The 24,083-nt window shown below is 35.0% G+C and carries 16 protein-coding genes; 13 read left to right on the top strand and 3 right to left on the bottom strand.

Going from position 1 to position 24,083, the window contains the following annotated elements:
• Positions 1-49: 49 nt before the first annotated feature.
• Positions 50-2,458 carry an endopeptidase La gene (gene lon / locus OH814_RS12920; RefSeq protein WP_308828429.1) on the bottom strand — a complete coding sequence of 803 codons (2,409 nt, stop codon included), beginning with the start codon at positions 2,456-2,458 and terminating at the stop codon, positions 50-52.
• A gap of 258 nt (positions 2,459-2,716) precedes the next feature.
• Between lon and OH814_RS12915 the strand changes: the two genes are divergently transcribed.
• The 6 genes from OH814_RS12915 (at position 2,717) to OH814_RS12890 (ending at position 9,825) form a co-directional block, all read left to right on the top strand.
• A complete protein-coding gene (locus OH814_RS12915) occupies positions 2,717-4,858 on the top strand; it encodes a peptidylprolyl isomerase (protein WP_308828428.1) in 2,142 nt (713 codons plus the stop codon).
• A 129-nt stretch (positions 4,859-4,987) separates the two neighbouring features.
• Positions 4,988-5,938, top strand: coding sequence for an MlaD family protein (locus OH814_RS12910; RefSeq protein ID WP_308828427.1), 951 nt, complete (start codon positions 4,988-4,990; stop codon positions 5,936-5,938).
• Positions 5,939-5,949: 11 nt separating this feature from the next.
• A complete protein-coding gene (locus OH814_RS12905) occupies positions 5,950-7,281 on the top strand; it encodes a (Fe-S)-binding protein (protein WP_308828426.1) in 1,332 nt (443 codons plus the stop codon).
• Between the two features lie 83 nt (positions 7,282-7,364).
• Positions 7,365-8,150 (top strand): (Fe-S)-binding protein, encoded by a 786-nt coding sequence (locus tag OH814_RS12900; protein ID WP_076562003.1) that lies wholly within the window; start codon positions 7,365-7,367, stop codon positions 8,148-8,150.
• A gap of 29 nt (positions 8,151-8,179) precedes the next feature.
• Positions 8,180-9,310 (top strand): hypothetical protein, encoded by a 1,131-nt coding sequence (locus OH814_RS12895; protein WP_308828425.1) that lies wholly within the window; start codon positions 8,180-8,182, stop codon positions 9,308-9,310.
• 23 nt (positions 9,311-9,333) lie between these two features.
• Positions 9,334-9,825 (top strand): hypothetical protein, encoded by a 492-nt coding sequence (locus OH814_RS12890; RefSeq protein ID WP_308828424.1) that lies wholly within the window; start codon positions 9,334-9,336, stop codon positions 9,823-9,825.
• Here OH814_RS12890 and OH814_RS12885 read toward each other — a convergent pair.
• Positions 9,822-10,634 carry a class I SAM-dependent methyltransferase gene (locus OH814_RS12885; RefSeq protein ID WP_308828423.1) on the bottom strand — a complete coding sequence of 271 codons (813 nt, stop codon included), beginning with the start codon at positions 10,632-10,634 and terminating at the stop codon, positions 9,822-9,824. The genes OH814_RS12890 and OH814_RS12885 overlap by 4 nt on opposite strands.
• A 55-nt stretch (positions 10,635-10,689) precedes the next feature.
• Here OH814_RS12885 and OH814_RS12880 point away from each other — a divergent pair, with 55 nt between their 5' ends.
• The 4 genes from OH814_RS12880 to serS all read left to right on the top strand — a co-directional run bounded on the left by OH814_RS12880 (position 10,690) and on the right by serS (position 14,992).
• Positions 10,690-11,835 (top strand): glycosyltransferase, encoded by a 1,146-nt coding sequence (locus OH814_RS12880; RefSeq protein WP_308828422.1) that lies wholly within the window; start codon positions 10,690-10,692, stop codon positions 11,833-11,835.
• Positions 11,832-13,076, top strand: coding sequence for an oligosaccharide flippase family protein (locus OH814_RS12875; RefSeq protein ID WP_308828421.1), 1,245 nt, complete (start codon positions 11,832-11,834; stop codon positions 13,074-13,076). Before OH814_RS12880 ends, OH814_RS12875 begins: the two co-directional genes overlap by 4 nt.
• Positions 13,077-13,102: 26 nt before the next feature.
• Positions 13,103-13,609, top strand: coding sequence for a hypothetical protein (locus tag OH814_RS12870; protein WP_308828420.1), 507 nt, complete (start codon positions 13,103-13,105; stop codon positions 13,607-13,609).
• 114 nt (positions 13,610-13,723) lie between these two features.
• Positions 13,724-14,992 (top strand): serine--tRNA ligase, encoded by a 1,269-nt coding sequence (gene serS, locus OH814_RS12865; RefSeq protein ID WP_076561996.1) that lies wholly within the window; start codon positions 13,724-13,726, stop codon positions 14,990-14,992.
• Positions 14,993-15,122: 130 nt separating this feature from the next.
• On the opposite strand, the gene OH814_RS12860 is transcribed toward serS, so the two are convergent.
• Positions 15,123-15,686 carry a hypothetical protein gene (locus OH814_RS12860; protein ID WP_308828419.1) on the bottom strand — a complete coding sequence of 188 codons (564 nt, stop codon included), beginning with the start codon at positions 15,684-15,686 and terminating at the stop codon, positions 15,123-15,125.
• A 287-nt stretch (positions 15,687-15,973) separates the two neighbouring features.
• Here OH814_RS12860 and OH814_RS12855 point away from each other — a divergent pair, with 287 nt between their 5' ends.
• The 3 genes from OH814_RS12855 to OH814_RS12845 are packed head-to-tail and all read left to right on the top strand — an operon-like array spanning position 15,974 to position 24,022.
• The gene (locus tag OH814_RS12855; protein WP_308828418.1) at positions 15,974-17,644 is read left to right on the top strand and encodes a T9SS type A sorting domain-containing protein; all 1,671 of its coding nucleotides are present in this window, start codon (positions 15,974-15,976) and stop codon (positions 17,642-17,644) included.
• Between the two features lie 6 nt (positions 17,645-17,650).
• Positions 17,651-20,464: a hypothetical protein gene (locus OH814_RS12850; protein WP_308828417.1), complete on the top strand. Its 2,814-nt coding sequence runs from the start codon at positions 17,651-17,653 to the stop codon at positions 20,462-20,464.
• Positions 20,465-20,473: 9 nt separating this feature from the next.
• Positions 20,474-24,022, top strand: coding sequence for a DUF6443 domain-containing protein (locus tag OH814_RS12845; protein ID WP_308828416.1), 3,549 nt, complete (start codon positions 20,474-20,476; stop codon positions 24,020-24,022).
• Positions 24,023-24,083 lie beyond the last annotated feature (61 nt).

Here is a 24,083-nt window from a genome sequence, read left to right as displayed (position 1 = left end):
ATAAAACCCCACCGTTTTCAGATGAGGTTTTTAGTTTATTGTTGAAAATTTATTTTTCGATGGCCAGTTCAAGTACTTCTTTCATCCAGCTTACGTAGTTTACTTTCAGGTTTTTCAGATAGTCTTGCTTTATTTCTTCTACATCTTTTCGGTTGGCTTCGCAAAGAATTACTTCTGTAATGCCGGCTCTAGTTGCGGCGAGTAGTTTTTCTTTAATTCCGCCTACCGGAAGTACTTTTCCTCTTAGCGTAATCTCACCGGTCATCGCAAGGTGTGGTTTTACTTTTTTATTTTTGAATGAAGAAACCATAGAAGTCAGCATCGCAATTCCTGCAGAAGGTCCGTCTTTTGGTGTTGCGCCTTCCGGAACGTGAACGTGTATGTTTTTCTTTTCCAAGTCATCTTCATTGATTCCTAGGTCTTCATGCTTGGCTTTGATGTATTCCAACGCAATTGTTGCAGATTCTTTCATTACCGTTCCCAGATTTCCGGTCATCGTAAGATTTCCTTTTCCGTTGCTGGTGATACTTTCGATAAAAAGAATGTCTCCACCAACGCTTGTCCACGCCAATCCGGTAACTACTCCGGGAACATCTGTTAATTCAGATAAACTTTTCGGTCTTGGAACGCCTAAGATTTCATCAACTTTGTTAACTGTAATTTTGGTATCATATTCTCTTACCAAAGCAGTCTGTAAAGCAACCCAACGTGCGATTGCGGCAATTCTTTTTTCTAAAGTTCTTACGCCGCTTTCTGAAGTGTGTGCTTCGATGATATGTTTAAGCTCAGGATTTCCAAGTTTGAAAGATTTTGCTGTCAAACCGTTTTCTTCCTGTTGTTTTTTGATCAAATGTCTTTTGGCGATTTCAATTTTCTCCTCTAAAGTATAACCTGCGATCTGAATGACCTCCATTCTGTCTAAAAGCGGAGTTTGAATCGTCGAAAGCGAGTTTGCTGTTGCCAGAAACATTACTTTAGACAAATCATAACCCAATTCAAGGAAGTTATCGTAGAAAGAATTATTTTGTTCAGGATCAAGAACCTCAAGCAATGCTGAGCTAGGGTCGCCGTGCATTCCTTTTCCTACTTTATCTATTTCATCTAAAACAATTACAGGATTAGAAGTGCCCGATTTTTTAATAGACTGAAGAATTCTTCCGGCCATTGCACCAATATACGTTTTTCGGTGACCGCGGATTTCACTCTCGTCATGAAGTCCGCCCAAAGAAACGCGTACATATTTTCTTCCCAAAGCATCAGCAACAGATTTTCCGAGAGATGTTTTACCAACCCCGGGAGGACCTACCAATAATAGGATAGGGGATTTCATGTTGTTTTTCAATTTTAAAACAGCCATGTGTTCTAAAATTCTTTTTTTGATATCTTCTAAACCAAAATGAGCTTTATCTAAAACTTTTTCTGCTTTTTCGATATCGAAAGTGTCTTTTGTAAAGGTTTCCCAAGGTAGATCGGTAAAGAAATCCAGATAATTTCTCTGAACATTATAATCCGGAGAATTAGGGTTTTGTCTTTGCAGTCTTCCTATTTCTTTCTGGAAATGCTCTTCTACTTCAGGTTTCCAGTTTTTATCTTTCCCTTTTTTAAGTAAATCTTCAACATCACTTTCTGGCCCGCCTCCCAATTCATCCTGAATGGTTCTGATTTGTTGATTCAGAAAATATTCTCTCTGCTGTTTGTCCAGATCTTTAGAGGTTTTTTGATGAATTTGGTTTCTGAGTTCCAGCTTTCGGAAGTCCTCATGCATCATTTCGTAGCACTTTTTGGCTCTTTCCATCAAGCTTTTTTCTTCCAGAAGTTTTTGTTTTTCCAGATAAGGGAAATTGGCATTTGTGCTTACAAAATTCAGTAAATCTTCGTTATTGCTGATGTTTTTTATAGCAAAGTTAGCCGCATTCGGAATATTAGGATCGAGCTCAATAATTTTTAGGGCTAAATCTTTAATATTTTCGAGTAATGCCTCGTATTCCTCCTTATTTTTAGCTTTGGTATCTTTTAATTTAGTTATTTCAGCTTTAAAATAAGGTTGAGATTCTAGTATTCTTTTTATTTTAAATCGATGGAATCCTTTAGTAATCGCAGTGATATTTCCTTCAGGAAGTTTAATGATTTTAATAATTTTCGCTAAAGTACCGGTGTGATAAAGATCTTTTTCGGTAGGTTGCTCAATGTCAGAGTTTCTTTGGCTTACAATACCAATATAATCACCGTTTTGCTGTGCTTCTTCAAGCAGCTGTATTGAGGCCTTTCTTCCTGCAGTGATAGGAATAACTACATTAGGAAACATTACCATATTTCTTACCGGAAGTATTGGGAAAATGTTTTGCTCAGAGCTTTTCTCATGATCCATATTCAAGTCTGAAAGGTTGATTTCTTCGGCTACAATATTAAAGCCGTCGCCAAGAATATCATCAAAATTTATATCTTCAAATTCTGTCATAATAAATCGAATGACAAATTGTCATCTTCAGTTTAAGTCGTTACAATGATAATTTACAATATGCTTAGAGAAAGCAATATGTATGAACTGTGTATAAAGTTGACAATATTAATGCCATTTGTTAATCATCAAAAAATACGGTCAAAATTTCCATTTTAAGAGTATTTAAATTTTAAAAATTAAAAAAACGACTTATATTTCTGTAATTTCTTAAAAATGTGTATTTTCGCACACTGATATAAAAACTATATTTATAAAATGGCAATTTTAGGACAGATTAGGAGTAGACCTTGGCTTTTGATGGGAATGATCGCATTGGCGCTTTTAGCGTTTTTGGTAAACCCGGAAAGCCTTGATAAGGTTTTTGGTAAAAACCCTGATGTTTTAGGAAAAGTAAATGGTGAGAAAATTACTCGTGAAGAATTTAATGACCAGCTTTTCGTATTACAGCAGCAAGCGGATCAACAAGGGCAGCCGAAAAACGGTCTAGAAGAGCAGGCTTGGCAATTATTGGTACAATCGAAGCTGGTAAAACAGCAATTTGAAAAAATGGGCTTTGAAATGACAGATGATCTGTTTTGGAACCAGCTGCAGTTTGATCAAATGTTTGCGCAAAACCAACAGCTTTATGACGAAAAAGGAAATTTCAAGCTTCAGGAATTAAAAAAAGAAATTGAAACCTTACAGAATACAAACCCTGAAGGATACAGCCAATGGTTGAAGACTAGAAAAACCATTGAGTACAGAATTATGGCAAGACAGGTATTCACCAATGTTTCTGCCGGAATCACCACAGGTAAAAAAGAAGCTGAAGAATTGATGAAAGAAAGAGATCAGCTTGCTGATATCGATTTTGTAAAAGTAGATTACGCATCATATCTTCAGAAAAATAAAATCAAAGTTACGACTGAAGATTTAGCAAATTATATCAAAGCGCATCCGATACAGTTTAAAACTGAGCCAAGCAGAAATTTAGGAATTGCTTTTTTCCCTTCTCAGCCAAGTCCGGCGGATGAAGCTGCAGTGCAAAAAGAAATTACTAAAATATTCTCAGGAGGTACTGATGCTAGTGATGGAAAAGAAAACTTCCAAAACACAACAAATGATTCTATGTTTGTAATGGCAAATTCAGATATGCCTTACAATAATGCTTATGTTCAGGCAAATCAAATGCCTCAAGCATTACAGGGAAAAATTGAAACTGCTGCAATCGGGCAGGTTTTCGGTCCTTACAAGGAGCAGAATCTTTATGTATTATCTAAATTAATTGATAAAAAACCTTCAGATTCTACATTGTCAAATCATATCTTGATCGCTTACAAAGGTGCTGAAAGATCTACGGCAACGAGAACTAAAGAAGAAGCAAAGAAAATTGCTGACAGCTTACTATCTGTCATTAAAGGTAATCCTGCAAAATTTGCTGAAGGCCTTAAGCTTTCTGATGAGCCAGGTGCTGTTGAAAGAAAAGGTAGTGTGGGCTGGACGACTCCTCAAAGTCAGTTTGCCCCTGGATACTTAGCGTTTTTAGCAAATAATCCTAAAGGTTCTACAGGTTTAGCTGAGACTGAATTTGGTTATCATATCATCAATATTGAAGATAAAAAAGCTGGAACGATGGGGTACAAAGTTGCTCATATCGTAAAAACAATCAAACCTTCTGAAACTACAGAAGCTGAGGTTGATAAAAAAGCAAGAAGATTTATCCAACAGATTCAAGGGAAATCATTCAATGATTTTGTAAATATTGCTAAAAAATCAAACTATCAATATTCAAATGCTAAATCAGCAAAAAGATTTGACGGTCAGCTTCAAGGTTTAGGAACTGATAAAGACGGCGAAATCATCGCTTGGGCTTTTGATAAGAAAAGAGAGAAAGGTGATACAGAGTTTTTCACTGTAGAAGGTACAGGAGATAAAGTAGTTGTTTACTTAAACGGAAAACAAGAAAAAGGTCTTGCTGATCCTGAATCTGTAAGAGATCAGATAGAAACAGTAGTTCAGAATAAATTGGCTGCAAAACAAATTTCTGACAAAATCGGAAAAGCAGGAAGCCTGGATCAGGTTGCTGCAAAATTTGCAACAACAAAACAGTCTGCGCAGGTTAATATGCTTAATCCTTCTGTAGCAGGAGCGATGGAACCTAAAGTTGCAGGTGCTGCTTTTGGTATTGCAAAAGGAAAAGTTTCAAACCCGATCGAAGGTGGTACCGGAGTTTATGTAATCGTTAAAAAGAGTGAAACGATCAATAAGCAACCTGGCGACATAAAACAATTTACAGAGTCTGTTACTCAGAGAAATGCAGGAATGTTTGGTCAGTCTTGGTTAAAGAGCTTACAAGACAATGCAGATATCGATGATTATAGAATTGAGATCTGGGGTAAACTTGGAAATCAACAGTAACATCCTGATTTAAAAAATAAAAAAGCGCCAAAATAATTTTGGCGCTTTTTTTGTATTTGACCCACTGCATTAGAGAGAAACATTAATTTAAAATGTGCTATATTTGCTACATTAGAAAAAATTTAACAAGTGAAATTCAGTAAAGAATTAAAGGCTGGTTTAATCGCACTTTTAGCCATTGTTGGCTTTGTGATTTTATTTCAGTTTATGAAAGGCAGAAGCCTTTTTACTACCGACAATATATTTTACGCAAAATATGATAATGTGGAAGGACTTACACAGTCTTCCCCGGTTTCCATTAATGGTCTCAAAGTAGGGCAGGTTGATAAAATCATCCCTCAGACAGGCAAAGATGGCAAATTGCACTTTATTGTAAAAATTACCGTAGATGATAATTTTGAATTTTCAAAAAATTCAAATCTTGAAATTTTTGAACCTAGCTTAATGGGCGGTAAAGAAATGAGAGTCAATCTTTTTTACGGTGGTCCTACTGCTAAAGATGGTGATACTTTGAAAGGTGCATTCAAATTAGGAATGATGAACAGTCTTTCATCTCAGGTTGGTCCTGTGAAAGACCAGTTGCAGACTGTTTTGCATAGAGTAGATTCTTTGATGGCAAACGCCAACCAGGTGATGAATGCTCAAAACAGAGAAGAAATAAAAGTATTGCTTCATAATCTAAACAGAACCGTTGGTGCATTGGAAAATACAGCCGGAAGTGTAAACAGATTGGTTGGAAACAACGATCCTAAACTTCAGAAAGTTCTTGATGAAGCAAGTTTAACAATGCAAAGCGGTAAGACAACTTTAGACAAATACGGAAATCTTGCAGAAAGCATTGATACGAAACAATTGAATCAAACAATTGCCAATTTGGATCAAACTGTTGGGAAATTAAACGGTGTGATTTCTGGTATTGACAGAGGTGAAGGTAGCTTAGGGAAGATCATGAAAGACGATCAGTTGTATAACAATTTGAATTCTGCATCTACCAATCTGAATTCTTTGATTGAGGATATGAAGGCTAATCCTAAGAGATATATCAATTTCTCAGTTTTTGGTAAGAACAGTAAAGACTAAACCTCTACACTATGCAGTATCTTGATAATGTATTTTTCCTGATTTTACTTATTGCTGGTTTTGGGCTTTTCGGAAAAAGTCTTTATAAAATCTACAGAAACATCAGATTAGGAAGAGAAATCAACCGAAGTGACAGAAAAGCTGAGCGATGGGAAACTATGGCAAGAGTCGCAATGGGACAGAGCAGAATGGTAAAAAGACCTATTGCGGGCATTTTACACCTTTTTGTATATGTTGGTTTCGTAATTATTAATATTGAATTAATAGAAATTATTGTTGACGGGATCTTTGGAACTCATCGGTTCTTAGCAACAATTTTCGGACATACTTTCTATAATTTTTTCACAGCAACATTAGAAATTCTGGCCATTTTGGTGATCATTGGTGTTGTATTGTTTTTTATTAGAAGAAATTTCTACGGAGTTAAGCGATTAACGATGAAAGAGCTTTTCGGATGGCCAAAAAATGATGCCAACTGGATTTTGATTATTGAGTTTGCTTTAATGGTTGCTTTCTTCACAATGAATTCTTCAGACTTCATTTTACAGCAAAGAGGAGTTTTGGCAGCGCATGGAAGTTTTCCAATCAGTGAAATGACTTTAGTACCATTTTTAGAAATTTTCAGTTTTGATACTATTTTTCTGGAAATTGTTGAAAGAGGAGCTTGGTGGTTTCACTTTATAGGGATTCTGTTCTTTATGAATTACCTTTATTATTCTAAACATTTACATATTATCCTTGCTTTTCCGAGTACTTGGTACGCCAATCTCGATTTGTACGGAAAATTCAATAATCTTGAATCTGTTACCAAAGAAATAAAATTGATGATGGATCCTAATGCAGATCCTTACGCAGCTCCGGCTGAAGGTACTGAAGAAGTTCCGTCGAAATTTGGTGCTGAAGATGTTTTTGATTTGAATCAGGTTCAGCTTTTAAATGCCTATTCTTGTACAGAATGTGGAAGATGTACTTCTGTTTGCCCTGCAAATATTACAGGTAAAAAACTGTCTCCGAGATTGATTTTAATGAAGACCAGAGACCGTTTGGAAGAAGTGGGAAGAAACATCGACAAAAACGGGAAGTTTGAAGATGATGGTAAAAAGTTGTTGAACGATTACATCACAAAAGAAGAACTTTGGGCTTGTACTACTTGTAATGCATGTACTGAGGCTTGTCCGGTGCTTTTAGATCCACTTTCTATTATTTTCGAAATGAGAAGATTCTTGGTGATGGAGCAATCTGCAGCGCCACAAGAATTAAATCTGATGATGACCAATGTAGAAAACAATGCCGCTCCTTGGCAATACAATCAGGCTGACCGTCTGAATTGGGCAAAAGAATAATTAATCTAATAATGTAAAAATGTGACGAGGTAACAATCATTGGTAAACTGTTACACTGTTATATTGATAAATTTGAAACTGATATGGATTTCAATATAAAAACAATGGCGGAATACGCAATGGAAGGCAAATCTCCGGAAGTTCTTTTCTGGGTAGGTTGCGCTGGAAGTTTCGATGACAGAGCCAAAAAAATAACTAAAGCGTTCTGCAAAATTTTAAATAAAATAGGTGTAGAATTCGCTGTTTTAGGACAGGAAGAAAGCTGTACCGGTGATCCTGCAAAACGTGCAGGGAACGAGTTTGTTTTCCAGATGATGGCAATGACGAACATTGAAGTTCTGAATGCTTATGAAGTAAAAAAGATCGTTACGGCTTGTCCGCACTGTTTTAATACTCTTAAAAATGAATACCCTAATTTAGGTGGAAACTATGAAGTAATTCATCACACACAGTTCTTAAAAGAGTTGATGAATGAGGGCAGACTGAAGATTGAAGGCGGAAGTTTCAAAGGAAAAAAAATCACATTCCACGACCCTTGTTATTTGGGAAGAGCCAATAATGAGTATGAAGCTCCGAGAATGCTTTTAGAAAAGCTGGATGCCGAATTAGTTGAAATGAAACGTTGCAAAACAAATGGTCTTTGCTGCGGTGCAGGTGGAGCACAGATGTTTAAAGAACCTGAAAAAGGAAAAAAAGATATAAATGTGGAAAGAACAGAAGAAGCGCTTTCTTTCGAGCCGAAGATCATTGCAACAGGTTGCCCGTTCTGCAACACGATGTTGACGGATGGTGTGAAACATTTCAATAAAAATAACGAAGTTGAAGTAAAAGATATCGTAGAACTTTTGGCTGAAGCCGAAGATTTATAAATATTTTCCAGAAAGGATAATCTTGCGTTATGAATTTAAAATGGGGTTTATCCTTTCTTTTTTTTATTATAGGTTTAAGTTTTCTTACTTTTTCCTGCTATCAGAATAGGGTTTACGATTGGGATATGCCTGGATATTTAGGCAGCGTTTATTCCTGGGAATTTCCTGATGATGCAAAAAAAGCACACGAAAAGGTATATTCTGATATTGAAAAAGAGGCATCAAAAGCAGAATTTAATGACATTGTGCATTCTAATTATCCAAATGAAGTTTTCTATGCAGACTATACGGCTTTCGGCGAACAATTGCCATATTATAATATTAAAATAGGTTTTAATGCTGCGGTTTATTTTTTGTATAAACTAGGATTTTCGGGACCTCACTCTGTTCTTTTAGTTAATATTTTCTCTTATTTTATATCGGGATTACTTCTGTTTTATATGTTAAAACTGTTTTTTCCGAAAAACCATTTTATAGCGCCATTGCTTTCTCTGTTTATTTTCTGGCTTCCCCCGGTAAGAGACATGGCTCAAAATCCAACACCTGATATGTTGGTTTTTGTATTTCTAATGCTTTTTATCATAAGTGTGCTTCAAAAAAAATCCGAACTACTACAATTTATTTTTCTGCTTTGCTGCGTTTTAATCAGACCAGATTATGTGCTTTTTGCAATAAGCTATCTTTTTGTAGTTTTGGTTATTAAATATTTAAAAGAAGATAAACAGATTAGTTATAGTTTAATTATTCAAGGATTTTCCATTGTAATCATTTATGTTGCGATCATTAAATATTACAATTATCCAGGGTGGAAAGACGTTTTTTACGACAGTTTTATTTACCGGAGACCTATAATCTCAGCTCAAAAAGCAGAATTTACATTTCAAGCTTATTGGGATCTTGTCGTATTTAAGTTGATCAACTTTAAAAGAATTACTTTAGTTTCCATTGTTTTATTATGTTCTACCTTTTATCTTTCAAAAGATACATGGTTGAGAGTTTTAGCAATATTGTTTTTTGCAAATATTTATATTAAATTTCTATTTTTCCCTCAAGGTGGTACCCTGAGATTCTTTATAGGATTTGTAGTTCTACTTTTGATTATATTTCTAAATGCATTATGCAAGAAATACAATGGTTTCCAACTCAGGAAAATTACGTAATTTTACTCTTTAATTAATAGACAATGAAAATTGAAAATTCTGAAATAGTAGAAACTAACGATTACCGAGTTATCATATATCCCGCTTCAAGACCTTTTACAACTAAAGAAGCAAAAATTATCACAGAAAAACTTTATGATTTTCTAGCAAATTGGGCAGCTCACGGAAAACCACTATCTTCTTCATTTAAAATAGAAAAAAACCAATTTGTGGTAATTTGTGTTGATGAGGATAAAGAAGTTGCTTCGGGGTGTTCTATAGATTCTTTAACGGGTGTTTTTCGTGAATTGGACAAAGAATTTGGGCTTGGCTTTTTCGACCGTATGAAAGCCGCTTTCGTAGAAAATGGAGAAATAAAGACACTGAAGCTTACTGACTTCAAAAATGGATTGAAAAATGGTGAAATTTCTAACGACATCGAAGTTTTTGATTTTTCAAAATCGACTTACGTTGCCTTCCTTTCAGATTTTTTACTTCCTCTGAAAAGAAGTTGGGCTGGGTTTTATCTGGATTAGCCTTTGAACTTCTCTTCTTGGATTTTTATGTTAAACAACTTTTCAGGAATCAGCATTTCATCAAAAGGAGAAGAGGTAAGTTTATCTTTGATAAAAACCGCGCACATCGTATTTTGAGGATGATATAAATAAGAATGGTTTTCTTTACCAACACCATCTAAAATTGCCCGGAAAACTTCGTGACGTATCTTTTGTGGATTATATGCATAATCGTGCCATACCACAATAGAACGGTCGTGTACAAGGTGATTGAAGACTTTTTTGGTGTCATTCAATACCATTTCGTAGCTGTGATCACCATCAATAAAAATAAGATCATATTTTTTGTTGAGCTTACTAAAATCAAAATTTTTAGTATGGCCTTCTAAATGGAGAATCTTTGGGTTTTTGGAGGAAAGTATACCATGTTGCTCTGCATATTTGGGATTTAATCCCATCGTTTTCATTTCTTCTTTTGAAAGATTGATCGTGGTACAATCGTCAATATATTTTGCGACATTGTACACACTTTCTCCGCGCCAGGTGCCGATTTCGAGATAAGAATTTACCTCTTTTCTGACAGACAGAGTAGAAAGCAACAGAAGATCAGTAATCAGTGAACTTCCGTCGAGCAAAAAGCTCTGAATATTTTCTGGGATTTCATCATTGAGCTGTCGCATATCTATCTGAGGCAAAGACATAAAATTGGGATAATATTTTTTAAATTCTTCATTCATCACAATCTGGTTATTAAGAACAAGATTGATATGACTCGGGTTTTTAATAATTATTCGGATAAAAGAAAGAATTTTATTAATTTTAGCGTTCATTTTGTTAGAGTCTGTTTTTTGTAAATAGGCAAACAAAGATACATCTAAATAAATTTTGGAAAGAAAAAACATCCTCTTTATCTCTTCCTGGTTTCCTAATAAAATAGAACCCACCAACGGTAATTTTGTACAAAGACACGCTGAAGCGGTTTCTTTGGTTCATAATGTAGAAATACTGCACACTATCGGAGATTTTGACCAAGATGAAAAATACTTGTTTGATGATCGATTGATAAATGGTATTAGAACTTTAATTGTTTATTATAAAAATTCCAAAAATCCTGTTAAGAATTTTTTTCGGAGAATGAAAGCTTATAATAAGGGCTTTTCCAAATTGCAGAAGCCTGATTTGGTTCATGCCAATATTCTTCATAATAATATGCTGTTTGCAGTATATTTGAAGAAGAAGTACAAGATTCCATTTGTAGTGACTGAACATTGGACAGCTTTAAGAAAAATAAATGCCGAAGTAACTTCTAAAATTATAAAACAAACTGCTGTCATTATTGGAAATCAAGCTGAATTTATCTTGCCTGTTTCCAACGATTTGCTTTTGGGTCTAAGAGATTTGGGCATAACAACTAAAATGATGGTTGTTCCGAATGTCGTCAATACTCAATTATTCGTCCCTCAAAGAAAAGCTGATACCGAATTCACATTTATCCATGTCTCTAATTTGATTCCCAGAAAAAACCCGGAAAAAATATTGGATGTGGCTCTAAATCTTTTAGATAAAGGATTTGTTTTCAGATTTCAGCTCGGTGGGGATGGAAATGATGAGATACTCAATAAACTTAGAAACAAGGTGGAAAATTCAAAGTTTTCAGATAAAATCACAGTTTTTGGAATTCAGACTTTAAATGAGATTGCTGATAGAATGGGAAGTTCCAATTGTTTTATTCTTTTCAGTGAAGATGAGAATCAACCTTGTGTGATTGCAGAATCTTTTGCAAGCGAAATCAAAGTGATTTCTACAAATGTTGGAGGTATAGGAGAGTTTTTTCCGGACAATGCGGGGATATTACTTAAAAAAGTAGATGAGGCTGAATTATATTCTGCAATGGTTAGAATGTTAAAACACGATAGGAACGATGATCTGTCATTTCTTTCTCAGTATGCAAAAGATACGTTCTCACAAGAAATGATTGCCATGAAATTTTCAGCTATTTATGCTCAAGTTCTTAAAGGTTTGAGATCATGAAAAGCCTAAAAGATTTTTTAAGAAGTTTTTTTAATAATAAGGGTCATTATGTTTTCTTATCTTTTTTAATTGCTAAAGTCTGTGGCTTTGCGGGTTCTTTATTGATCATCAGGCTTCTTCCTGAAAACGAGTTTGGGATTTTGAGCATAGTCCTTTCAGTTTTGGCAATTTTCTTACCTTTTACTGGTTTCGGTAGCGGACAAAGCTTGATGAGATTTGGTTCTATTTCATTGGACGAAACTCAAAAATTGAAAATCTCTTCCTACTTTTTTTTCAAAGGGATTTTTTTCGAAATCTTACTGATTATAGCTTTTTTAAGTGTTTCATTGTTTTATTTTGATATATATGAAGAAATTTGGAACGTATTCATTTTTTGCGCGGTAAGGTTGGGTGGATATTATTTTGTTAGCCATATTCAGGCTTTTTATAGGATTACAGGGGAAAACCAAACTTTTGCAAGAATCAACAACGTCATTAATATAGGGGGCCTGCTCTTAGTATTCGTGCTTACTTATTTTTTCAAGTTTTACGGTTATCTCATGGCCATTGCTATTACGCCTTATCTATCATTATTTTGGCTTAGAAAAGACATTTACTCGCTCAAGAAATTTGTTCCCCCAAACCATAAGGAAATGTGGCGCTACGGAATTTTTACTGCGGTTACGTCGCTTATCTCAGAGGCATTGTTCTCTTTGGATATTCTTATGGTTGGGTTTTTGATGAACGAAAATGCGGTCGCCAATTATAGGGTCGCTATTTTGATCCCTTCAAATATAACATTTTTGGCGATAAGCTTTTTGCAAACCGATTTTCCGATACTTTCAAAAAACTATAGAAATAAAGCATTCTTAACTTCTTATGTTAAGAATTTTCACAAAATATTTCTACCGATCTGTGGCGGGATATTTATATTCTTTTTCCTTTTTGATAGCTACATTTTACAGCTTTTTTTTGGGAGTGCTTACATAGCCAATTCTAGCTTATTGATGATTCTCCTCATTGGTTTTAATCTTGGGATGCTTACACGTAACCTTTATGGCAATCTTTTACCTGCAGTAGGTAAAATTGAAGTAAATACTTGGATAAGCCTATTCTCCCTTATACTTTTGCCAGTTATAGCGTATCTGCTAATCCCTGTCTATGGTGTTATTGGGATGGGAGTTGCTATGAGTTCTACATTGCTTATTTCAGGATGTGGATATCTTCTATTTTTCTTTTTATATTTAAGAAAGCTTCCTTAATTACAAATCTTCTTTACCTTTGTACTATGAAAAATTCATTTTTGGGGATATTATGTATGTGTCTCACTCTTCTCAGTTGCGGAAGTGATGAAGATTCTCTGCAGAAAATAGATCAGCTTTTAAATATTTATATCAAAGATTCATCAGGAAAAGACCTTTTGAAACCGACAGAAATAGGTTCTTATACCGGGGTTTCTTTTATTGATGAACTGGCAGAAAAAGATAATGTGAATGTAAGCTATAATCGTAAAATGCTTGCTGATTCCACTTACTATCTGGAGTATCTTGCAGGAGCAACAAGGCAGTTTGTAGAAGATGATTCGGATGGAAATAAAATTTATAGATCTGAAATTCAGGTTTCTTTGATCAAGAAAATATCCGAAACGCAGAATGCTCCTGTAGTTGAAGATAAGCTCGAAATATTTTATCGTTCGTCACCAACTGTCTTTGAAGTTTCGAGAGTACTTTATAACAACCAATTGGTGTTTACAAAAGTTCCGGATCAACCGAATGTGGCTACAGTCATAAAATAATCTTAAATTTGCATAATTGCGGGATGTGTGATGCAGGATGATGGAAGTTATCAAAAAGCTTCTTCATCAAATTTAGCATTAAACACCCATCATCAAACACCCAACAACTAATTTATGTTACAGGTTAATTTTTTGCGCGACAATAAAGAACGCGTTTTAGAAGGTCTTAAGAAAAGACAATTCAAGAATCTTGAGTTGGTAGACGAGGCTATCGTTACCGATGAAGAAAGAAAAAAAATTCAGTTTGAATTAGATTCGCAACTTTCCGAGATCAATAAAATCTCCAAAGAAATTGGTATTTTAATGAAAGAAGGAAAAAGAGAAGAAGCTGAAGCATCCAAATCTAAAACAGCACAGTTCAAAGAGTCGAGTAAAGAATTACAGTTACAGCTTGAAGGGATTGAGAAATCTTTGCTTACTATTTTGTATCAGATTCCAAACGTTCCTTACGAATTGGTAAAAGCAGGTGTTTCTGCAGATGATAACGAAATTATTTATCAGTCTCATGATGTGGAAGGTTTAGGTGAAGGAGCAATTCCTCACTGGGAACTGGCAAAAAAATATAACCTGATCGATTTTGAATTGGGAGTAAAAATCGCCGGAGCTGGTTTTCCTGTGTACTTCGGGAAAGGAGCGAGACTTCAGAGAGCTTTGGTTCAATATTTCTTAGATAAAAATACGGATGCAGGTTACCTTGAAGTTAATCCTCCTCATGTTGTGAATGAAGCTTCTGGTTACGGAACTGGGCAATTGCCGGATAAAGAAGGGCAGATGTATTACATCAATGCAGATGATTTATATCTGATTCCAACAGCGGAAGTTCCTGTGACGAATTTATACCGTGATGTTTTGTTGGATGAAAAAGATCTTCCAATTAAAAACACAGCATTTTCACAATGCTACAGAAGGGAAGCGGGAAGTTACGGAGCTCACGTAAGAGGTTTGAATCGTCTTCACCAATTCGAAAAAGTAGAAATTGTACGATTAGAAAAGCCTGAAAATTCTTATGCTGTTTTGGAAGAAATGGTAGAGCATATCAAGTCTATTTTAGAAGATCTTGAGTTGCCGTACAGAGTATTAAGACTTTGTGGTGGTGATACAGGTTTTGCCGCTGCAATGACTTATGATTTTGAAGTTTGGAGTGCCGCTCAGGAAAAATGGTTGGAAGTAAGTTCGGTTTCTAATTTTGAAACTTTCCAGGCAAACCGATTGAAATGTCGTTATAAAGCAGACGGAAAATCTCAGTTGGTGCACACCTTAAATGGTTCTGCGATGGCATTGCCAAGAATTATGGCAGCTTTGCTTGAAAATAATCAGACGGCAGAAGGAATTAAACTTCCTAAGAAAATCGCTGAATATGCGAGATTTGAATTGATTAATTAAAATTTAGAATTTATTTTATATAATGAAACCACCGAATTTCGGTGGTTTTTGTCATTTTGACAGCCAATTTTGATAGGCTATCGTTCCGTCATGTCTCCGTCGTTTCTCCGTCAAAAACAGATTTGCTTAATTATAGTGTTTCAGACTTTTCTGTCATATTGGCAGGACGATCAGAAGCAGTAATTGTGATCTTGTCTCCTGATAAATCTGAGTTTAAAACTGTGGCGGTATAAATCCACTCAGCACCATTACTTACAGCATTACCTTCCTCTACAAGAGAACCGTCTGCATTTTCTATTTTCACGGTTACCAGTAAGACTTCAAAATCATCTGTTGCGATAATTCTGATGGTATCACCAGGATTTCCTGTGTAAGCAGAAAGATTGATTTCCTGAATTTTTGGTGCATTCAGTAAATCTGCTACTGCAACATTATATGCGCTAATTCCTTTCGAATCATCAGACATTGTTTCATACATCTGCTTTTTATCAGGATCATTCACCACTGTCTTAGCATATAGAACTGCTCGTTGAAATTTAAGTTTCTGTACTTCTTGCTTATCTGAAAGTTCACCTGTTCTTTCTTTTGGTGCTTTAGATACGATGGTTTTACCATTTCTTTGGCTAAATACCAATAAGTCACCTACTTTTCCACTCAATCCATGAGTTACAATGTTGTTTTTACTTTCTGCCATCACTTGTATTTTTAAAGATTAATAATCTGTCAAATCTAATTAATTAATCAACACGTGATGAATATTTAACTTATTTTTAAAATTTAGGTTTATTTAAAATCAGAATAAAAGCAAAAAAACCTTATCAAATGAATAAAATTATATGCTTAATACATATTGATTTGTTGTTATATTGATTTACTTTTAAAATATTGATAATCATAAACTGTTACTAATTCTCAATTAGGAGATTTTATAATTAGTTAAAAAAAGTTAAATTAGCAAGAAGAAATACAAAAACACAAATTATGAAAAAACTCTACACGAGTGCATTACTTGTATGTACAGCTGCTGTATTCTATTCTCAGAAAGTGATATGGCAGAAAGACATTAAATCTTCTACTCAGGATTTTCTCTCACAAGTCACCACCACAGTCGATCAGCAATATCTTATCACAGGGAGTAGTATTCAGGCAGCAGGTAAAACTGCAGTGTCATCTGTAGCTTCAAAGCAGAATAACGGCTACGATTTTCATCTCGTAAAACTTAATCAACAAGGGGAAGAAGTCTGGGAAAAATATTTCTCAGGACAAAACCACGATTTTTTATCGGCAACAGTTGCTACGCAGGAGGGTGGTTTTCTTTTGGCGGGAACTTCCTATTCGGGAAAAGGTTTAGATAAAAAAGATGCTTCTAAAGGTGGATCTGATATCTGGCTGATCAGAATTAATGAATTCGGAGATGAATTGTGGCAGAAAACTCTGGGAACTTCTCAGGATGAAGAGGCAAGATCTGTGATTCAGACCGCAGACTTTGGTTTTATGGTGGCAGGAAATGTTCAGAATGCTTCAGGTGGATTCGGCTCTAAAGATGTGACGGTAACAAGACTGGATAAGGACGGAAAAGTTCTTTCAGAATTAATTTTAGGTGGAAGAGGTTTGGATGAAGTAGAAAAAATGATCCCGACTCCAGACGGAGGAGCGTTGCTTGGAGTATACTCTAGAAGTGGAAAGTTTATCAATGATAAGAGATCAATGATGAATGATAAACCGTCGAGTAATAAAATCAACGATCAATTATCATCTATCAATTATTCCAAGTCCACTGAGAACTTCGGTGAAGGCGATTATTGGATAATCAAGCTCAGCAAAGACAATAAAATTGAATGGGAAAAGAATTTTGGAGGCACGGGTGATGATCATTTAAGAACCATGGTTTTTACTTCATCCGGATATATTATCGGTGGAGAATCGAGATCGGAAAGATCGGGAAACAAAACTGTGGGAATTGAAGAAGGAACTGATGTTTGGCTGATTTCTTTAAACACAAAAGGGGAAGAACAGTGGCAGAAATCTTACAATTTTAAAAACCGTGATATCCTGATGGGAATGAATGTTATTAATAAGAGCCAGGATAAAAGAGAAAAGAACCAAGACCTAACCAAAGGAATACTGTTGGGAGGTTATACGCAGGCTGAAGGAAGGATTGAAGCTGATGATGAAACATTCTGGATGCTTTATATCGACAATAATGGAAACGAGCAGTGGCGAAAACATGTAAAAGGAGAATCCAGAAAAAAAGAAGAAAGACTTTCTGATCTGAAAATGAATAAGGACGGTTCTATTGTTTTGGCGGGAACAAGCGCCGAAGAATTAGGCAAAGAAAACTGGAAGATTTTAAAACTCGGAGACAGCCAAATTGATCAGCTAATTGAAAAACAGAATATTAAGATTTATCCTAATCCGGTATCGGATTATGCTTACGTTGAAATCGGATTTGACTCTTCGACAGGCTCAGATCAAGGCTTTAAGGAAGCGGATATTATTATTTACGATATGGGAGGAAGACAGCTTCAGAGTTTGAAAACCAAGAATAAGGTAACTAAAATTAATACGCAGAATTTGATTCAGGGGGCGTATTTGGTCGTTGTGAAAACGGATACTGAGAAGACTGCTAATGCTAAATTAATTAAAAAATAAAAACACATGAGAAAAATAATACTATTAATATTGATTGTTTTAACAAAATTTATCAATGCACAGCAGCAGTCAGGTGCTGAAATGAATTTGGGTATTACTCAGCCCAACCCTACAGCATCTTCAATGAGTTCATATGCCAATGTTCCTGTTTCAATTCAGACCGGTGTTCCCAATATAACCTATGATCTTTTTAATATTCCAACGAATAATAAAAAAGTAAATATTAAACTAGCATTAAATTATCATTCGGGAGGTATTGCACCTTCGCAATGGGTTGGAGATATGGGACAAGGATGGTCACTTTTAGGATTAGGTGCAATTTCCAGAGAAATTAATGATGATATAGATGAAAGGTTTAGCCAATTCTTTTCCCAGTGGTATAAAAAAAATATATTTGATGATATTTACAGCTTTTCAACGTTAGACGAATCAGGACGTTTCAGATTTGTTAGAGACATTGTTAATAATACGTTCTCAATGCAACCTCTTTCTGATTTTGAATCAAAAATTGATTATGAAAGAACAAACGATAACCTCACACTTCTTCTTCAATCTTTTACTGTAACTAATACTTCAGGAATTAAATATAAGTTTAATATTTATGATACGTCTGTTCAGACTAATGTTTTTATGCATTACACAACCCACATGATTAAAGCTAAAGATGGTGTTACAGACAGTTTGATTTCTAAGCCTATGTATCTTGATCTAGGTTATAAAAGTACTTTTCGTCTGACATCTATTCTTGATGAAAATAATGTAGAAATTGTAAAATATAATTATTACCCTTATAATGGGGTGGTTGGCAGTAATAGTACCAGTCAAAAGCTAAAAAGTATAGAGATAAAAGATAGGGGTAGAATAGAAATAAATTATAATTCTGATGTTTATCCTGTAATTAGAAAACATGAAGGACTGAATATCGAAAGAATTGTTTTAAAAGATGTGAATAACCTTCAGGTTCAAAAATACACATTTAATTATCAAGGAGATCACAGTAGTTTTGTAACTAATGAAATGCAGCCACGGCAATTGATGTCATATTCAAAAATTGATAAAAATGGACAAGTAATAGAAAATACACAGTTTGATTATACCTTATTTACACATCCTGTAAGAGCCGAAAATATGTATTTGTATTCTTGGGCTATAAACAAAGTTACGCTTTCAACTGGTGGTAAAATCGAATATGATTTTGAAGTTGAACCGACAGGATTTGTAGAATTCGATACTCCAACACCAAAGTATGTTGATTTATCTGCAGTTTCTTTCGATTCATTTAACCCAACCGACAAAAAACCTTTTTTTACCTTAACCGAAAATAAAACTGTTAATGTTTTTATACAAAGTAATGTACCAGGGCAATTTTGGGAACTCATGTTATTTAAAAAAAATGGAAATAACTATGACGCAATATCTTCATGGCTTAATTATTTAAATCCCTCTATTATGACACTTCCATTAGAAAGTGGAGACTATTTTGCAAGCTTAAAATATAATAAGAGCACTGTACCATCTTTTAGTGAAAATGCTGTTTTTGCAGCTAATTATCAGAACGGTTTCATAAAATCTACTGCACCCACAGGAGGCAATTTAAGAATTAAGGAGATTAAATACTTTACCGACAAAAATTCAGTAATTCCTTCTCTTTCTGAAAAATATAATTATCAAGACTTTAATGATAATTCGAAATCAAGCGGGCATACAGTGTATAATTTTATGTATGCAGGTTTAGCTTTATCTAGTGGATCATCTGTTTATGTATATAAAAACGTTAAAGTTACCAATAAGGGATATACCAAATACTATTATAAAATACCAGAAGATTACCCTGTAACGCCGATAGGTAATCATATAATGAGACCTAATTATTATAATACACAGTTTGGAATATTAGACAAATCCGAAATTTATAATGAAACTCACATTAAACAAAAAGAAAACAATTATATCTATAATTTTATAAATTTTGGAAATTTTCTTACGGGAGAATTATTAGGTTTTGATGAAAGGTATAAGCTTTCATATATACAAAGCGAAAAAATGATTAGTAAAGATTATTTCAGTCAAGGAGTAGTTGAAACAGAAAAAGAAACTATAAAAAATGACTTGTTTAATATTAATAAAAATAATGTGATACAGGAGAGACAAATAGATTCTAATCATACAATACACGAAACATTTTATAAATATGCATCTGACAAACAGAATAATTATCTATTATATAAAAATATAGTGGGCATTCCATTAGAAACAGAGACTAAAAAAAATGGAAAAATAATTTCCAAATCAGAAACTTTATATCCTTTAAGCCAATCTGAAGCTGATACAAAAACCTCTGGATTAGTTTTACCTTATAAAGTAAATTCTACAGATTTACTGAATATAGTTGCCACAGATATTACTTACGATCAGTATGATTCCAAAGGTAACCTCCAACAATACACGACAAAAGAAAATATTCCTACAACAATCATTTGGGGCTACAACTCCACCCAGCCTATTGCAAAAGTAACAGGATTATCCTATTCTGTAGTAAACGGATTGGCATCAGAAATTATCATTGCTTCCGATGCTGACATTAATGCAGGCACTGAGCAAACTTTAATTGATAAATTGGATGCTTTCAGAAAAAGCATAGCATTACAAAATGCTCAAATTACCACCTATACCTATGATCCACTGATTGGAGTAACGAGTATTACCCCGCCATCAGGAATCCGAGAAATTTACAAATATGATTCTGCAAACAGGTTGGAAAGCATCAAGGATGTCAACGGTAAAATCATAAAAGAATTCCTATACAACTACAAACACTAAAAACCAGATATGAAAAAAATAATCCTTCCGATCAGTGCACTGTTTGTAGTGGGTCTTTCCCATGGTCAGACTTTGAACCTGAGCACAAATGAAAACTATGTTTATTCTAAAACCTATTTAGACTATAATGGAGCGAGCGCTTCAAAGACAGCAGAAACAGTACAGTATTTTGACGGTTTAGGCAGAGCTAAACAGGTTGTGAATGTAAAAGCATCACCTACAGGAAAAGATATGGTAAATCATATTGAATATGACGGTTTCGGCAGACAGGTCGATTCCTGGCTTCCTGCCCCGATGAATACCTTGAATGGCGGCATTCAAGCAGGCGTAAAATCTTCAGCCACGACGTATTATGGTGATAATTTTGCTTTTGGTCATTCCAATCTCGAAGCATCACCTTTAGACAGGGTTTTATCTCAGGTACAGCCCGGCACAGACTGGCAAGCCCATCCTGTGACGTTTAATTACGATGCGAATGTTGACGGAGAGGTGAAAAAGTTTACAGCCACATTTAACTATACCACTTTCGAATCGCAACTTACTTTATCACCTTCGTATGGTAGTGCCCGGTTATACAAAAATACGGTAACGGATGAAGACGGAAATACGACCATTGAATATAAAAATGGTCAAGGCCAGGTTTTAATGGTAAGCAAGGCAATCAGTGCCACAGAAAATGCAGATACTTATTATGTTTACAATGATTATGATCAGCTGGCTTATGTCATTCCACCTTTAGCAGTAGAAGCGGTTAAAAGTTTAACCACGGGTACATTTCCTGATGTAACATTAAATAATCTTTGCTATCAATACAAATATGACGGCAGAAACCGCCTTGTTGAAAAGAAGCTTCCGGGAAAAGATTGGGAATATATGGTGTATGATAAAGCAGACCGTCTTGTGGCAACACAGGATGCTAATCTAAGATCAGACTCCAAATGGCTCATCACAAAATATGATAAGTTTGGAAGAGTAGTTTATACAGGAATTATGCCCCTTCCCGGTCAAAATCGTGGAGGATTACAAACTATAACTGATAATTATGTTATTATTGAAGAACGAGGCGGAGGCTTTGCCAGAAATGGAATGCGGATTTATTATACCAATGCATTTTATAATCAGATAGAAACCGTATTGTCTGTCAACTACTACGATACTTATCCGTCGGACACTCCTGCAATTCCTACACAGATTTTAGGACAGGATATTCTTTCACAAGACGCTCAAAACTCAAACATCAGTACCAAAAGTTTACCGTTGGCTAGTTATATAAAAAACATTGAAGACGACAACTGGACAAAGAATTACACTTGGTACGATCAGAAAGGAAGAGCGGTCGGAAGTCATTCTATTAACCATTTGGGAGGCTATACGAAAACAGAATCGGAGCTTGATTTCTCGGGAAGTCCGCAAAAAGTATACACTTATCACCTGAGAAAAGAGGATGAATCAGGAATAGCCGTAAAAGAACGGTTTGTGTATGATGCCCAAAACAGGCTATTGCAGCATTATCATCAGGTAGACAACAATACGGAAGAGCTGCTTGCCGAAAACAGTTACAACGAACTGTCTCAACTAGCCAATAAAAAGATAGGGAACAATCTTCAAAGCATCGATTATGCCTACAATATCCGTGGCTGGATGACCCATATCAACAAAGACCAGATGACTTTAGACAATCTGGGAGGCAAGCTGTTTTCTTATAACATAAAATACAATCAAAAAGATGGAATAGAAAATCCCAGCTCTACCCAATTTCCTGGAAAAGATGTAAAAGCAAAATACAACGGAAACATTGCCGAAGTAGATTGGAGAGCTGTGGAGGTGATAGGACAAAATCCATCCACGACGCCTGAAAGATATGGTTATGCTTATGACAGACTCAATAGGCTACTGGCAGGATATTACCAAAACCCGAATAATCCTAACAGCAAAGAGAATACAGAATCTTTAGATTATGATCTGAATGGAAACATTACCAATCTATACAGAACCTCCGTATTCAGTATAGGAACTAATATTGCAACGGTAATTGATGATCTGAGCTATACCTATAATGGAAACCAAGCTACTAATATCAATGACCTGTCCAATAATTTTGCAGGATATGAAGGTGGAGGATGGCCAATAGATTATGATGCAAACGGCAATATGACAAGGATGTTTGACAAAGGAATTTTCGGTATAGAATATAATCATCTGAGCCTGCCCAATACTATAAGTATAGACAGAAACGGTTATGAAAACCTTTATACCACTACATTATACAAAGCAGACGGCTCAAAGCTTAGGAAAAATACGGTGAGCACAGTAACGGGTTTCCGTAATTCCACTGTTACCACTGAGATCACCGATTATCTCGACGGATTCCAGTACAAGAATACAAAAATGGAAGTATTGGGAGGCGGTAGTCCGGGAGATTTAGAATTATTGCTTGTCGCACCTGTAGAAACCAGCAGAGCAATGGAGATAGAGGCCTTCAGTCTTGAGGCTCTTATTGAGCCTTCAGATCCGGGAATAATCAATCCTATTGGTGGAATTGCTGCCATTTTGAAAACTCAGGATCTACAGTTTTTCCCAACGGCAGAAGGTTTTTACGATTACCAGAAAGATCAGTATATTTACCAGTATAAAGATCATTTGGGGAATGCACGGGTGAGTTTTGGTAGAGACAGTTTTGGTATTCTTGAGATTACAGATGCTAATGATTATTATCCTTTTGGGATGAATCATTTGAAAACGGGAAATGCTTTCTTTGGCGGTTCGTATAAATCTTACAAGTACCAAGGACAAGAGTTACAGGAAACAGGCTTCTACTCCTTTAAATGGAGAAACTACATGCCCGACGTGGGTAGGTTCTTTAATATTGATCCTCTATCTGAAAAATATGCTTATCAGTCTCACTATAATTTCTCTGAAAATAGAGTTATTGATGGAAGAGAATTAGAAGGTTTAGAATGGGTAAGATCAACAACGCTGAATCAAGATGGAACAAAAACTCATACACTAAATGCTGATATAAAATTAGTAAATGGTGCTAAGAATTTTACATCTGAAAATATGAAGGATTTTCAAACAAGCTATGTTAATAATATGAAAAACTCATATAATGGATCATTAACTAATGGTGATAAGATTGAAATTGGAAAAATTAATTTTGAAACCGTAAGTACTGTAAAAGATGGTGATTATTCAATTTCTATAGTTGATACAGTATTGGATACTCAAGGGAATCCGGTTACTGTCAAAGATGATACGGTTGTAAGAGGAATGATACAATTAGAAGGGAAAGATGCAGACCCTGTTAATGGTTATATAGGCAATAGCCAGCAAAATAATATGCAAGTAGTTCCAAATGGAAAAACTATGACTGGAGAAGCAGCTGCGCATGAAACTGGACATACTTTTGGACTGAGACATGATACAGATAAGAAGAATCCAATTAAAAACGAAGTAAAAACATGGAATCTTATGCACGCTCCAAGGATGGGTAATGGCATGATACCAGAACAACGAGATATAATAATACAAAATGTTCCAGAAGAAAAAACTAAGTAAAATATGGTTATTATCTGCACTACTATTTTTTTGTAGTTGTTTTTCTGTTCCAGAAATTCAT

It is taken from the genome of Chryseobacterium sp. CFS15, assembly GCF_031118795.1.
GTDB lineage: Bacteria > Bacteroidota > Bacteroidia > Flavobacteriales > Weeksellaceae > Chryseobacterium > Chryseobacterium indoltheticum.
This window is presented reverse-complemented; position numbering and strand designations above follow the sequence as displayed.

Coding starts and splice junctions, on each gene's coding strand:
- OH814_RS12845 (WP_308828416.1), top strand. CDS start 20,474: ATGAAAAAAATAATCCTTCCGATCAGTGCACTGTTTGTAGTGGGTCTT.
- OH814_RS12905 (WP_308828426.1), top strand. CDS start 5,950: ATGCAGTATCTTGATAATGTATTTTTCCTGATTTTACTTATTGCTGGT.
- OH814_RS12900 (WP_076562003.1), top strand. CDS start 7,365: ATGGATTTCAATATAAAAACAATGGCGGAATACGCAATGGAAGGCAAA.
- OH814_RS12850 (WP_308828417.1), top strand. CDS start 17,651: ATGAGAAAAATAATACTATTAATATTGATTGTTTTAACAAAATTTATC.
- OH814_RS12895 (WP_308828425.1), top strand. CDS start 8,180: ATGAATTTAAAATGGGGTTTATCCTTTCTTTTTTTTATTATAGGTTTA.
- OH814_RS12890 (WP_308828424.1), top strand. CDS start 9,334: ATGAAAATTGAAAATTCTGAAATAGTAGAAACTAACGATTACCGAGTT.
- OH814_RS12885 (WP_308828423.1), bottom strand. CDS start 10,634: ATGAACGCTAAAATTAATAAAATTCTTTCTTTTATCCGAATAATTATT.
- OH814_RS12875 (WP_308828421.1), top strand. CDS start 11,832: ATGAAAAGCCTAAAAGATTTTTTAAGAAGTTTTTTTAATAATAAGGGT.
- OH814_RS12860 (WP_308828419.1), bottom strand. CDS start 15,686: ATGGCAGAAAGTAAAAACAACATTGTAACTCATGGATTGAGTGGAAAA.
- OH814_RS12855 (WP_308828418.1), top strand. CDS start 15,974: ATGAAAAAACTCTACACGAGTGCATTACTTGTATGTACAGCTGCTGTA.
- OH814_RS12870 (WP_308828420.1), top strand. CDS start 13,103: ATGAAAAATTCATTTTTGGGGATATTATGTATGTGTCTCACTCTTCTC.
- serS (WP_076561996.1), top strand. CDS start 13,724: ATGTTACAGGTTAATTTTTTGCGCGACAATAAAGAACGCGTTTTAGAA.
- OH814_RS12915 (WP_308828428.1), top strand. CDS start 2,717: ATGGCAATTTTAGGACAGATTAGGAGTAGACCTTGGCTTTTGATGGGA.
- lon (WP_308828429.1), bottom strand. CDS start 2,458: ATGACAGAATTTGAAGATATAAATTTTGATGATATTCTTGGCGACGGC.